This window comes from Serratia sp. 22264 (assembly GCF_052045345.1).
GTDB lineage: Bacteria > Pseudomonadota > Gammaproteobacteria > Enterobacterales > Enterobacteriaceae > Serratia > Serratia plymuthica.
Genome location: NZ_JBQEOY010000001.1, coordinates 1,237,954 through 1,251,059 on the forward strand (window position 1 = coordinate 1,237,954; position 13,106 = coordinate 1,251,059).

Here is a 13,106-nt window from a genome sequence, read left to right on the forward strand (position 1 = left end):
CGTCCTGTACAGGGGGCAGTGTGTGGGGACAGCACTACGCCCTCAACCCATGTTCGGGGACTTGTCCCCAGGCGCTGACGAATGTCAAAGCAGCGTCAGTGAACTCAGGATCGGCACGCAGGTTTGCCATGGCATCAAGGTCGTTTTGGGTGAGTAGCCCAAGTTTCAGCAGCGCTGGTCCAGCTTGGGCGGTGGTTGCAGCCCAAAAGGTATCGGCTGGGCTGTTGTCGCCGATGTGGCCTTCGAGGGTGCGACTCTCTATTTGGGATAGCCCTCTGGCACGTAACTGGCTGGGGAGAGTATCGGCCCAGAGCATATCGGAACCAATTGACCGCTCCAAAAGAGAGATTCCGGCTTGGGCGACTTTTCGGAACAACGGGTTCGTAGTTCTCAAACTTGGTTGTAGACTCACATCTTCTATCACTAACCAACCGCCCGGACGGACCCAACTGACGGCTCGAGTCAATACGTCTTCACGATCGGTGAGGTGACACAGGAGCGCCCGTGCGTGCACCACGTCAAAGGAAGCAGCAGGGAAATCATCGGCCACAACATTATGGGTTATCACCCGAATACCGGGTATATCTATAAGGAATCGGGTGTCAATGTCGGTGGCGGTGACTGTAGCATCGGGATATCGCTTGGCCAGCCAGCCTGCCAGAGAGCCGGCTCCAGCACCAAGCTCAAGGATGCCAGACCTGGCCGGAAGATCCAACTGGTCAAAAACCGTTTTACTTAACGGGTCAAAGGCATATTCCAGGGTGCGAAGTCGTGCTAATTGACTGGCGCACTGGTCACCGAGATAACTTTGGGTATAGCAGGTTTTCCCTGAGGGGGCGGTGACGGTCATAATGTTACCTCCAGTCGATCGGGACAACGGTTGAGAAATCCGTGTTCTGTAGGCTGAAACCCCTGCGCCCAACGCACGCCCGGAAACGCCTGTAATAACATACGGCTGGCAGTCGTAATCTCCATCTGTGCCAGCATCGCCCCCAGGCAGAAATGACGTCCTGCACCGAAAGCAAAATGGCTTGTCGTCTGATTGGGGCGTGACATATTGAAGGTGTTGGGATCGGGAAATCTATTTGGATCACGGTTGGCTGAGCCGATTAGACATGCAAAGGTCGCACCAGAAGGGAGTGTTCCTGACGGTAAATCCAGTGATTCATTCGCTTCCCTGAGTACGAGTTGCAGAGGAGGATTACGCCGCAAAGTTTCGGTGAGCGCATTATCCATCAGGTCGGGATTAGTCATCACCGCATCTTTGACACCTGGCTCACTCAACAGATTGGCAATAAGATTAGCTAAGGCTCCGTGGCTGGTCTCACTACCCGCTGTCATCAGGATTGCACAGTAAGCCCTGATGAATGTCTCGGATAAAGGCTGATTGTCGATTCGTGCCGCCAGTAAATGCGAGATCAAATCGTCTGTGGGTTGAGCACGGCGGGCGTCGATATATGGCTGAATGAATTCATAAAAACTATCCCGGTTGGATAACCCGCCAGTCAACAGTGCCGGATCCTGTCGATAGTTGCCCAAATAAGAGAAGCCGATGGCACACCAGTTTTTTAGCTGTTCCACCTCCAGGGAAGTGTCAGCCGGGAGACCCAGCGCACGAGCCATCACGCGAACCGGCAACACTGAGGTAAAATCAGCAATGAGATCAACCTGAGTTCGACCATGCATCTGCGCCAGCAGGTCGGTAGTAACTGACGTGATGGAGTCTCTGAGTACTTCAAGTGCTTTGCCGCGAAATGCCGGACTAAGCAACGCTCGGTGTTGAGCGTGTTCACAACCGTCCATAGCGACAATAGTGCGTCCCAGCAGTGGTCCAATCTGCCATGTGTAATTGTTATTGCTCACATTTGGGTGGGTCAATGCGGCTTTGACATCCACGTACCGACTGATAAGCCACACATCTGTGGGTTCGTCGTATACGATTGGCATAGTGGTCCTTAGACGCTCATACAAGGGGTAAGGGTCGATTTCGAATTGTCGGGATTTAAGTGTGGGAGGAATAAGTTTCAGGTCCACCTGCCGAGTGGACTGTGCTGTAGAATTTGTGTTCTGCAGGTGATAGCGAGAAACGGTCCGATGCCAGTCGCCTGCTGCACGGACAATATGACGCAGGCGATCAGGGTTAGTCGCTTTGGACAGCCCGTAACTTGTATCCCGGGTAGCAGCTACAGTGAATTCTGCAACAGCTGTTTTCACCATCTGATGAGCGGATTCAATCGCGGTAGACCAGTCGATGCCTGTGGTATCCGCCAGTATAGATACCAGGTTGAAGCGCTCGCCACAAACCACATCTTTGGCAACAGAATGGATATCGTTCGTCCATGCAATGATGTTAGCACAGTGTTCACGCAGTGTGTTCCACCATTCGATGTCCGCTGAATGGTGGTACGGGTCGAGAGTTTCTGCCGCGTCGATGAGATCAAAGAAGAACAGTGCTCCAAATGAATCTCGCCGCAATGGCAAATACTGAGCCAAAGTAACCGCAGCGTTGCTTTCCCGCATTCGTACCAGCGTCGCTTGTGCACGAAGATGCCGGACTAAATTTTGCACGAGTTGATGCCGCCAACGCTCGTCTCCTAAGTTTCGGGTTCGCGGCCACAAATCATCGACCAGAGCAACGAGCATTGGGTCATCAAATTGACTGATTTTTCCCGAAAGATTAGCACTCTCGTCGTTCCCGATCACAGCCTGCACCGAGGTGACAAAATGCTCCAACCCCCCGTTTTCCGCCCACGGTCCGTCATCAATACGGTCATCAAGAATGAGCGCCCAGAGATACCAGCACACCAGAATTTCGGCGCGTTCTGTGGGAGCTCTCCCACATAACGCGAACCCGAGTTCGAGCAATGGTGTAGTACTTAGCCGATGTGCCCCGCGGCGGCCGATCAAACCGTAACGCTGCGCCCAAGTGAGTGCACACGTTCGCAACTGATCACTGTCAGAACGCGGGGGAGGGACGGGGAAAGGAAACTGAATATGAGGAACGATCAACGGTGTCGACGGTAAATTACAACAGTGGTTCATGCCAAGATAACTTTTAGTGTGTACTAGTTTCATGACGCTCTCCTTTTGGTACAATTTTCCCTTAACGTTTGCCTTCAATTCTCCAGCCATCAAAAGGCTAAGCACTCTTATAATTATTTCAAAGATGCGTGATTTTTACTCAGTTCCAGTTCACAAAAATAGATGTTGCATTTTTCATGCTTCGCCCCCACTGGACCCAATGCATATGTTTATTACGGTGAAACACAATAACTAACTTAAGAGATCTCCGTATCCGTTTTTATAATCTCATTACAAAATCCCTTAACGTGAGTTTTCGCTCCACTGAGCGTCAGACCCCTGTACCAACTCTGTACCCCATTCGGCCTTCAGGCTCCGGAAGAAGCGTTCCATTGGCGCATTATCCCAGCAGTTTCCCCGCCGACTCATGCTTTGCTTTATCCGGCAACGCCACAGGGCCTGCCGGTATTTACGACTGGTATAGTGACTGCCCTGGTCGCTATGGAACATCACACCCGTTGGTCGACCACGCAGCTCCCAGGCCATCTGCAACGCCTTGACCGTCAGTGCCGAGTCCGGCGACGTCGACATGGCCCTGCCCACCGGTTTACGGGCGAACAAGTCCAGCACCACCGCCAGGTAAGCCCAGCACTTTCCGGTCCAGATGTAGGTCACTGACTACGCCAACCAATTTCCTCCTACAGAAAATGGTGATGCTCAGCTATTGCAGGGCTGCTATGACTATATGGAAGCCTTTAAACGGGTGATGGGCAGCGCATCAAAAGTTCAGATGGACTACATCTGCCTGCAATATCCTGGATATTTTCGCTTTGCAAAGTGGATGGAACGACTGGCTCAGGGTATTGCTGATGGAGTTATTGAGGTACCGAAAGATCACTAACAACATCATATGTCAGAAATTTTCGGGATTCTGACACCCATTTGGGGTGAGAAATGTACATAGCGTACGGTTTGGCTTCGTGGGTCGAAGTCAAATGTCGTCAAATCGCAGCTTCGCTCCCACTGGGCCTATCTGGGGCACGGCTGGACGGCATATGCGGCTTTGACGCGTGCGACGCAGGTTAAACCTGACGATGTGGTTTTTGTTTCGAGCGGAGCGGGCGCGATTGGCTCCATGGCGGGACAAATTGCCCGTAAGCTGGGTGCCAAACGAGTCATTGGCAGTACTGGAACGCCTGAAAAAGCTTTATGGATGAAGCGAGAATTGGGTTATGACGAGGTCATCATTCGCGGTGACGGCACTATCAGCGACCAATTGCACCGCTATGCGCCCGACGGCATTGACATATTTATTGATATTGTAGGCGGTGAGCAATTGGAAGCCGCGGTTTCTCACACTCGGGAAGGGGCGAGGATTGTCCTGCTTGGGGCGCTATCGGCCGAACTTGCAGATGCAAAGTCGACCAAATATGCTCCTGTGGAAATAGACGCTTTCACTATTATCGTCAAGGGAATTACGATGCGCGGATACAGCGCTGACGAAAATCCGGAAGTATTTGCTGAATGGCTTTCCTGTCTATCACAACCTTCATGGGCGGACATCGAATTTCCTGTGACCCGGTTTAAAGGACTGGAATCGGCACCGTTGGCACTGAAAGAGACGTGTTCCGGCAAGGCACGCGGTCTGGTACTCGTTGCGCTTTAAACAACAGTTAAGGGCGCCGGGTAAGAACCGGCGCCTTGAAAGCCGGAAGATCAGTCCCCCAATCCCAGAGGATTGATTTCAGAATGTTCGATTTTCTCGTCGCTTTCCGCCCAGCGATCCAACACTTTCAGGTAGCTGCCGTTGGCGATGGCACTGTTGAGCGAAGCCTGCACGGCATCAACCAGGCCGTTGCCCTTTTTCAACGTCACGGCGATGTTGGCGCTGCGCGGCCAGCCGCCAGGCACTATGCCGACCAGCTTGGTTTTGCCGTTTAACTTGGCCTGATAGGCGCCGGCTACGTTCGGCCCGAAAGTCGCATCGGCCCGGCCGGATTGGATCGCCAGCGTCGAGGCCGCTTTATCGGTCACGTAGATCGGTTGGAGAGCGGGCAACCCTTTGGCCTGATTTTCTTTATCCCACGCCAGCAACACCGCCTCCTGATTGGTGCCGGAGTCGACGATGATCTTCTTGCCGGCGATATCCGGTGCGGATTTTATCGAGGTGATTTTACTGTCGGCCTTCACGTAGAAGCCCAGCGTATCCTGGCGATAAGTGGCAAAGTCGAATTTGGTTTTACGCTCATGGGTGACGGTGATGTTATAAATTGCCGCGTCGTATTTCCCTGAGGTCACCCCCAGCGGCCAGTCTTCCCAGGATGTCGGGACCAGTTTGAGTTTTAGCCCAAGCCCATCGGCGACCAACCGGGCAATATCCGACTCGCTGCCAATCACCGTTTTATTGTCGCGGGCGTACAGCCCGAACGGTGGGCCGCTACCCAATATCGATACGGCGACGGTTAGCGTACCCGGCTCCACGAATTTAAATCCTGCCGGGATCTTGGCTACGGCCTCTGGGCTTTTAACCGTGTTTATCGGGGTTTCATTGGCGATCAGATCAATTCCCGGTGCGGCATTGGCGATGAAGGACATGCTCAGGAGTGCCGCCGCTGCGGTTAATTTAGCGCTATACATCATGATTATTACCTGCATTATTATGTTGTTGAGGCGGTCTGCTCACTATCCTCGAAGCCGCTAAATCTGTGAACGAACAAAATTAACTAACTAATTTTAGAAAAATCGGGTTGCAGTGAAATGCTGCCCGCCTCAATCGTCGATTTCTTCGTTATAACGAACATTTTCCCGCAGCAGGTTGATCACCTTGGGTGCTTCAACGGCCTTGCTGAACAAAAAGCCCTGTCCGAAATAAAAACCGGCGTCGCACAACGTCTGGCGCTGTTGCTCGGTTTCAATCCCTTCGGCGATGATATCGATGGCCAATTTCTGCCCCAGAATGCCCATGCTTTCGACGATGCCCAAGATAGCCGGCTCGTCGTTCATCCGGCGGATAAAATCGCAATCCAGTTTAATGCAGTCCAGCGGGTAGTTCATGATATGCGTAAAGGCCGAATGCCCGGTGCCAAAGTCATCGAGCGCAATCCTGATGCCCATTTCCTTGAGCATTTGCAAGGCCCGCAATACATACTTCGAACCGTGTTTGTTGAACGCATGTTCGGTGACTTCCAGCTCGATAAGGTGGTGCGGAATGCGGAACATCAGCAATCGTTGCAGGAAGGTTTCGGCATAGTTGTCGCGTAAAAACTCGATAGGGGACGCATTCAACGACACCGGCAAGACGTCTACGCCGGCGGCGATCCAGCGTGAAATATCGGCAAAGACTTTCATCTGCATGGCTTCGCTGATTTTTGTCGCCAGTTCATAGTCGCTGAAGGCTTCACTGACGGTATCCGGCAACTGCATGCCGTTCACCGGGGAATACCAGCGCAATAGCGCCTCAAAACCCACGATCGCGCCGTTGGCCAAATTGACTTTCGGTTGATAGCTGGGGCGAATGCGGTTATCACGCACAATCTGTCGTGCGTGGTTAAGCTGTGAGGCGCGCGCTTTTGCTTTATCCATCATCTGTTGATTGAACATGTAAACGCCGCCGCGGCCGCCGTCCTTAAGTTCATACAGCGCGGTATCGGCGCACTTCATCAGTTCCGACGGGTCCTGGGCATCCTGAGGATAAACGGCGCAGCCGATGCTCATGCCGCAATGCAGCGCCTTGCCGCCGTGGGTGATCGGCGATTCGAGTTGCAGCAGAAAGTTATTGGCGATTTTGAAGATATCCTGCTCATCGTCCACGTCGCTGATGACCACCGCAAACTCATCGCCGCCGAGCCGGGAAACAAAAGAGTTAGGGTTCAGGTGCGCCGTGAGCCTTTTGGATAACACGCGCAACAGATGATCGCCTGCGGCATGCCCAAGGGTGTCGTTAACCAATTTAAAGTGGTCGAGATCCAACAGAATCAGCCCGAGCAATTTATTGTTGCTCAGGGCGCGTTTCATTTCCTGTTTTAACTTTTTCTTGAATAACCGTCGGTTAGGCAGACCGGTCAGGTCGTCATATTCACTGGCGATCAGCAAACGCTTCTCCGCTATTCTTTGCGAGGTCACATCGCGGGAAACGCACAATATATTTTGTATCCGGCCATTTTTATCGGTGACCGGGCTGAGGATATTATCCCAATGCTGCATCTTGCCATTTGGCGTGATGCTAAGGCCGGCGAATCTGGCATTGCGGCCATTCAACACTTTGCGCAGCGCTTTTCTGCCGCGCTTGCGTATTTCTACCGGCAGCAGCCCCAGCCACGACATGCCAAACTGTTTTTGGTTTTCATCCAGGCCAAGAGCAATGCAGCCGGCTTTGTTCATGTGCAGCAACGAACCGTCATTATTGATGATCTTGATGCAGTCGACGCTGGCATCGAGCATGTTTTGCTGCGCAGCCAAGGTCGCGGCGAGGATATGTTTTTCCAGCACTTGCTCGTGGATATCCACGCAGGTAAGAGACCAGCGCGGTTCTCCAGGCAGGGGATCTTTGGCGGCGTTGAACGACAGCAAAAACCAGCGGAACTCACCGCTGCGATGGCGCAGACGGCTTTCATTCACGAACGAGGCGGCGGTAGCCATTGCCTGCTGCCAAAGGTTGTGCACCGGCACATAGTCAGCCGGGTGCAGGGCTTTCAGCCAGCCGCTATCCTCATTATCAAACGAGGCTCCGCCGGTATATTCGCGCCACCCTTTATTAAAGCGTCCGCCCAGGCTTTTACCCACGCCAATGAGATTCGGTAACCCGTCAAAAATTACATCAGCTATATCAACAGGATGATTGTCATCACTGCGATCAGGTAAAACGCTCATGTCTTGTTCCTTTATGAAAACCGCCTGAGATTCGCTCCAAAAGGAACTGTTTTAATAATATTCGTGCCTGCGGAAATATGCCAATAGCCGGGCTTGGCGCGGTAAAAGCCGATTGAAAGAATGAGATATAATGCCGGGTAAAACAGTAGGATTATTCTTGTAAAAGGAAGGGTGTTTTCTATGGATTAACGCTAATTTGCGATAATTCATAAAAAAATCCCCCATCATATGACGGGGGATTTTTGTTATTGCGAAGCTTGAACGTTACTTATCGAGCGCGTAAGCGATCACGTAGTCGCCACGGTCCGGTGATTGGCGTGCGCCGCCGGCGGAGATAAGAATGTACTGCTTACCGGTGGTCGGTGAGACGTAGCTCATCGGGGTGCCGCCGCTGCCGACCGGCAAACGCGCTTTCCACACTTCTTTACCGGTGGATGAATCAAATGCCCGCAGGTAGTAATCCTGGGTGCCGGCGATAAACACCAGGCCGCCCTGGGTTGCCAGCGTACCGCCCAGCGTTGGCATGCCTACCGGCATTGGGGCGCGCATTTTAATGCCGAATGGCCCGGTATCCTGCACGGTACCGGCCGGTACTTGCCACACCACTTTCTGGGTTTTCAGATCGATAGCGGACAGGGTGCCGAACGGCGGTTTCTGGCACGGAATGCCCAGCGGCGACATAAAGCGGTTCTTGTTGACGCCGTAAGGGGTGCCTTTTAACGGCACGGCGCCCATGCCGGCGTTAACCGATTCGCCGCCGTTGCTGGCCGGCGCGTTGGGGTCGATTTTTTGCGGGATCATCTGCACCCACAGGCCCAAACGCATGTCGTTGGCGAAGATGTAGTGGTTGTTCGGATCGGTAGACAATCCACCCCAGTTCATGCCGCCCAGTGAACCCGGGAAGCTGAGCGAGAGATCGGTGTCCGGTGCGGTGAACAGGCCATCATAACGCATCGATTTAAAGCTGATGCGGCACATCAACTGATCGAACGGCGTTGCGCCCCACATGTCGGATTCGGTTAACTTCTCTGCGCCAATCTGCGGCATGCCGACAGAGAAGGGCTGCGTTGCCGAATACTGCTCGCCCGGGATGTTACGGGTTTTCACCGGCAGCTCTTTCACTTCGGTCAGGGGTTTGCCGGTATGGCGATCCAGCACGAAGATCTGCCCGGTTTTGCCGCCGAATACCAGTGCAGGGCGGGTGGTGCCGTCCTTCATCGGGAAATCGATCAGGCTCGGTTGCATAGGGACATCGAAATCCCACAGATCGTTATGTACGGTCTGATAAATCCACTTTTCTTTACCGGTTGTCGCATCGAGCGCCAGGATGGACGCGCCGTATTTGTGGTCCAGAGCGTTGCGGTTAGCACCCCAGAGATCCACGGAAGAGCTGCCCATCGGCATGAATACGGTGTTCATCGCCGGATCGTAGGACATCGGTGCCCAGGAGTTCGGCGTACTGCGCACAAAGGTTTGGCCCGGTTTCAACGCCGCGTTCGGGTCTTGATTGCCCGGATCGAACGCCCAACGCATTTCACCGGTGATCACGTTAAAACCACGCAACACGCCGCCAGGCATGTCGGTTTGCACGTTATCGGCCACGCGGCCACCCACGACGACGGTGGTGCCCGCCAGCGTAGGGGCGGAGGTCAACTGGTATTTCGGATCCGAGGCATCGCCCAGCCCGGCTTTCAGATCGACGATGCCGTTGTTGCCAAAGTGCTGGCAGAACTCGCCGTTATCGGCGTTGATCGCCACCAGGCGCGCATCGATGGTGTTCATCAGAATACGGCGCTGACAGCTGTCACCGGCCGCAAGCTGAACCGGCGCTGCAGGCGTTGAACCAGGGACCGTCGGTTCCGGCAGGGGTTTGGTGGCGTCGAAGTAGGCCAGGCCGCGGCAGCGGTTCCAGACCTGCGATTGCGCGTTGATTTCACGCTTCCAGATCGCTTTCCCGCTGTCGGCTTCGACGGCGATGACGTTGTTGTGCGGCGTACACAGGAAGATGCGGTTGCCGATTTGCAGCGGCGTCTGCTGGTCTTCTGCGCCGTTGCCGCCAGGGCTGATCGGCGTATCGCCAGTATGGAAGGTCCAGGCGACTTTCAGATCTTTCACGTTATCGCGGGTGATCTGATCAAGCGCCACGAACCGGCTGCCGCCTGGGGTATTGCCGTAGTTGTCCCAGTCTTTTTGCTGTTTGGCTTTATCGACCGGGATCAACGGCAATTGCTGGCCGCTGAAAGCGACGGTGGGGTGCGGCTGAAACATCTGCACGAAGGCGCCGACCATACCCACAGCCAACACGGCGGAGAGCAGATAAGAGAGTTTCGCCAGCGGCGATTTCCCTTCCGGTTTACGCAGTGCAGGCCAGCTAAGGAAGGCCAGAATCATCAGACCGGTTGGCACCATCAGCCGCGAAATCAAGGGCCAGAAATCAAAGCCGGCGTCGGCCACTGACCAAATCAACGTACCGATGAAAACCAGCAGGAACAGCGTGACTGCCGAGGATTTGCGACGGAAGAATTGGATGGCGGAAAGCAGGGTGACGATACCGGCAATCAGGAAGTAGGCGCTGCCGCCGAGCGAGACTAACTTTCCGCCGGCGATGGCGAAAAATAAGCCGGTAACGGCAAGAATTACCCCTAATAAACAACACCATAATTTAAGCTTTATACCCGGCCGGGCAGTTGAATCAGACATGTTCAGGCGGTCTCCGAAAATAATGTTTCTTACTACTCGTTTACCAAAGTGTAATCGTTGCTCCGCGCCCTGCATTGAGGCAAGGCACGGAGCAACAAATTAAACAGTGAATTCGGCAGATTGTACCATTTGATTCGTTAGGCTGTTAAGGATATGTTGCTTTTAAAGCCGGATATTACTCACTTTTAGAACGACGCGAAGATGCGGCGGTGCCAGAAAGACAACGCATCCCGGCTAAGTTGCTCAAGATATTCTGGCAGTGGATTGTTTTCCAAAGCATTTTCTCGTGCATATTGAAAACCAGGATCGCTGCCGCGGGAGTGCTTGCGCAGAAGGATATTTCTCGCCGCGGCCAGTTCTCCGTCGCTTATCTGCGCCAATTCCAGCTTCATTTGCTGCAAAAATGCGGCGGTGTAATGATCCATCTGCGCGACGGTATATTTGGGTGACTGTAACGCGAAGAAAATACCTTCGACGTCGACGCAACGGTAATAAGCACAGTGCGCGACATAGCCAATATTTTGATCGACGCGCAGACGCTGGAAATAGCGCGAGGCATAAAGCTGCGCCAGCAGTTGAAGAGCCCAACGTGCGGCGGCCGATGTTTCCGGCAGCGGATAAAACACTAACCGGGCATTTTCATCGCCGCTTTCCGCAAGCGCGACGCGCTCTGCGGGCGTACGAATACGGTATTCCCCGGCGGGGACGATCGGCTCGGGAAAATCATTGAGTAAGTGTGCCAGCCGTTGTCGTAAAACCTCATTCCCACCGACCAGCGTGGCTTGCCAACTCACCGGGTCCGGCGTTAATCCTGCCGATAATGCGGTCGGCAACTGCGCCAACAAGCGACGGATGGCGATGTCGCCGTGTTCCCGCGCCTGCGCTCGCTGGCCGGCTCTCGTTGCGTCACGCTGCATTGCGGGTGATATCGCCGCCAGCCGGCGGTTGATGGCGGTGATGGCGCGACACATCAACGCATCCTCTCCGGCCAGTTGCAGCACCCACACTCCCTGATGACGTTCGACGCTCAGATGCCCATCCTGATGTGCCAACTCTGCCGCCAGCGTACGCAATGCCGATTGCAGGAGATACCCCCGTTGTTCCTCAAAAAGCACATTCGGCGCGGGCCGCAACAACAAAACGGGAGAACCCTCATCGTTAGGCAGATGTTTTAACGGTGCGCGGCCGACGGGCGGGGTGGCGCTATGCGGAGATGCGACGTCGACAGGAAAGAAAGTGAAGCGCACGGTGGCAGGCGGTGGGCTTTCAGGATGGAAGAGGGTCAGTTTTAAAGGCAATCCTCGATACTCGGTGACTTCGCCGCCGGCATCAGGTCGTACAGATAAACGGCTCATTGAGGCAGACGCAAGCATGGCGATCTGTTCTGCCCAATGGTCGGTCGCTTGTACCGGCGGCAGGCCAAAGGCGTTCGCCCGTAATTGATCGAGTGGGGCAAGGCGGTCGAATGCCCGATTCGCCAGACGGCTATAATGCTCGAGTTGGCGTCCGGTCAGGCCGGCCAATTGCTCCAGCCAACTAAACAGGGCGGTTTCAATGGCTGCCGCCTCAGCGGTTGTGCCCTGAATAACGGTGAACGCCAGAGTGAGCAGCGAACACCCCTCGCCGCATGTTGCGTGAATTAACCGAACAGCGTCGCTGTATTCCTCTGCGCGCAGCCAGGCCATCAGGCCGCCAGGCGCTTCATCCAGCAGCAGACACGCCAACAACCGCAGCCATTGGCGCTGTATTGCCGGTTGCTTATTTAGGGCAAAGGTCAATCGCAACTGCGGTGCGCCAGGCAAATCGAGCGTGCGGTCGCCTATCGGAACAGTGTGTGAGACGGCCGACAATGGATGGCGAATTCCCTTGGCAATGCGCGCGCCATATTCTTCGGCCATGGCGCGTAATTGATCCGGCGACTGTGGCCCTTGCAGCCACAGCGTCATGTTAGCGGCGTTGTAATGCCGTTGATGAAACTGTTGCAGTGCAGAGCGCAGCACCGCCATATCCTCGCCAAAGCCGGCGCGGCTGCCGATATGGAAGCGATGCATTGCCGCGATGCCGTCAAATGCTTGCTGCTGCGCCGCCTCGCAGAGTGTTTCTCCCTCAGTGCGCAGTAATTGATATTCGGCGTCAATGATATCCGCTTCTTGATCCAGCGCGTCAGTTGCCAACAGCGGGGCTATCAGCATATCGATCAGACGGTCAATGCCGGCATCAAATTGCTCGGGGCCGATTTCAAAAAAGAAGAAGGTACGCGTCGCATGAGTGGTCGCGTTAAGACGCCCTCCCTGAGAAGGCACCCAGTTCATTAAGCCTTCTCGTGCCTGGAAGCGTTCGCTGCCGCGAAACAGCATATGTTCAAGCAGATGCGCCAGCCCCGGCCATGCGAGCGGTTCGTGGTAGCTGCCCGCATCGACCTGCATCAGCGCAGCGGCGCGGGTCGCTGCGGGATCGCTGATCAGATTGACTCGCAATCCGTTGCCGAGTCGCACAGATGCGGCGTGACGTCCCAT

General features: G+C 54.5%; 7 protein-coding genes and 2 pseudogenes. 2 read left to right on the plus strand and 7 right to left on the minus strand.

Features of this window, described 5'->3' with window-relative positions; genetic code table 11:
• Nucleotides 1-34: 34 nt before the first annotated feature.
• From ACTJJ1_RS06005 to ACTJJ1_RS06015, 3 genes and pseudogenes are all read right to left on the minus strand, one after another.
• Nucleotides 35-850 carry a class I SAM-dependent methyltransferase gene (locus tag ACTJJ1_RS06005; protein ID WP_440832773.1) on the minus strand — a complete coding sequence of 272 codons (816 nt, stop codon included), beginning with the start codon at nucleotides 848-850 and terminating at the stop codon, nucleotides 35-37.
• Nucleotides 847-3,075, minus strand: a complete 2,229-nt coding sequence (locus ACTJJ1_RS06010) for a cytochrome P450 (RefSeq protein WP_440832775.1) — start codon at nucleotides 3,073-3,075, stop codon at nucleotides 847-849. Before ACTJJ1_RS06010 ends, ACTJJ1_RS06005 begins: the two co-directional genes overlap by 4 nt.
• Before the next feature lie 303 nt (nucleotides 3,076-3,378).
• Nucleotides 3,379-3,696: pseudogene (locus ACTJJ1_RS06015) on the minus strand (DDE-type integrase/transposase/recombinase); the annotation flags it as partial.
• On the opposite strand from ACTJJ1_RS06015, the pseudogene ACTJJ1_RS06020 reads away from it, so the two are divergent.
• Together ACTJJ1_RS06020 and ACTJJ1_RS06025 are read left to right on the plus strand one after the other, a co-directional pair.
• Nucleotides 3,692-3,922: pseudogene (locus tag ACTJJ1_RS06020) on the plus strand (arylsulfatase regulator); the annotation flags it as partial. The pseudogenes ACTJJ1_RS06015 and ACTJJ1_RS06020 overlap by 5 nt on opposite strands.
• Before the next feature lie 162 nt (nucleotides 3,923-4,084).
• The gene (locus ACTJJ1_RS06025) at nucleotides 4,085-4,687 is read left to right on the plus strand and encodes a zinc-binding dehydrogenase (RefSeq protein WP_440832777.1); all 603 of its coding nucleotides are present in this window, start codon (nucleotides 4,085-4,087) and stop codon (nucleotides 4,685-4,687) included.
• Between the two features lie 50 nt (nucleotides 4,688-4,737).
• Here the strand turns inward: ACTJJ1_RS06025 and ACTJJ1_RS06030 are convergent, their stop codons facing one another.
• From ACTJJ1_RS06030 to pqqF, 4 genes are all read right to left on the minus strand, one after another.
• Nucleotides 4,738-5,661, minus strand: coding sequence for an ABC transporter substrate-binding protein (locus tag ACTJJ1_RS06030; protein ID WP_004944473.1), 924 nt, complete (start codon nucleotides 5,659-5,661; stop codon nucleotides 4,738-4,740).
• A gap of 129 nt (nucleotides 5,662-5,790) precedes the next feature.
• Nucleotides 5,791-7,890 carry a putative bifunctional diguanylate cyclase/phosphodiesterase gene (locus ACTJJ1_RS06035; protein WP_440832779.1) on the minus strand — a complete coding sequence of 700 codons (2,100 nt, stop codon included), beginning with the start codon at nucleotides 7,888-7,890 and terminating at the stop codon, nucleotides 5,791-5,793.
• A gap of 264 nt (nucleotides 7,891-8,154) precedes the next feature.
• On the minus strand, nucleotides 8,155-10,590 hold the full coding sequence (locus ACTJJ1_RS06040; RefSeq protein ID WP_440832781.1) for a glucose/quinate/shikimate family membrane-bound PQQ-dependent dehydrogenase: 2,436 nt from the start codon (nucleotides 10,588-10,590) through the stop codon (nucleotides 8,155-8,157).
• Nucleotides 10,591-10,775: 185 nt separating this feature from the next.
• Complete coding sequence (gene pqqF / locus ACTJJ1_RS06045) at nucleotides 10,776-13,106, minus strand: pyrroloquinoline quinone biosynthesis protein PqqF (protein WP_004944480.1); 2,331 nt, start codon at nucleotides 13,104-13,106, stop codon at nucleotides 10,776-10,778.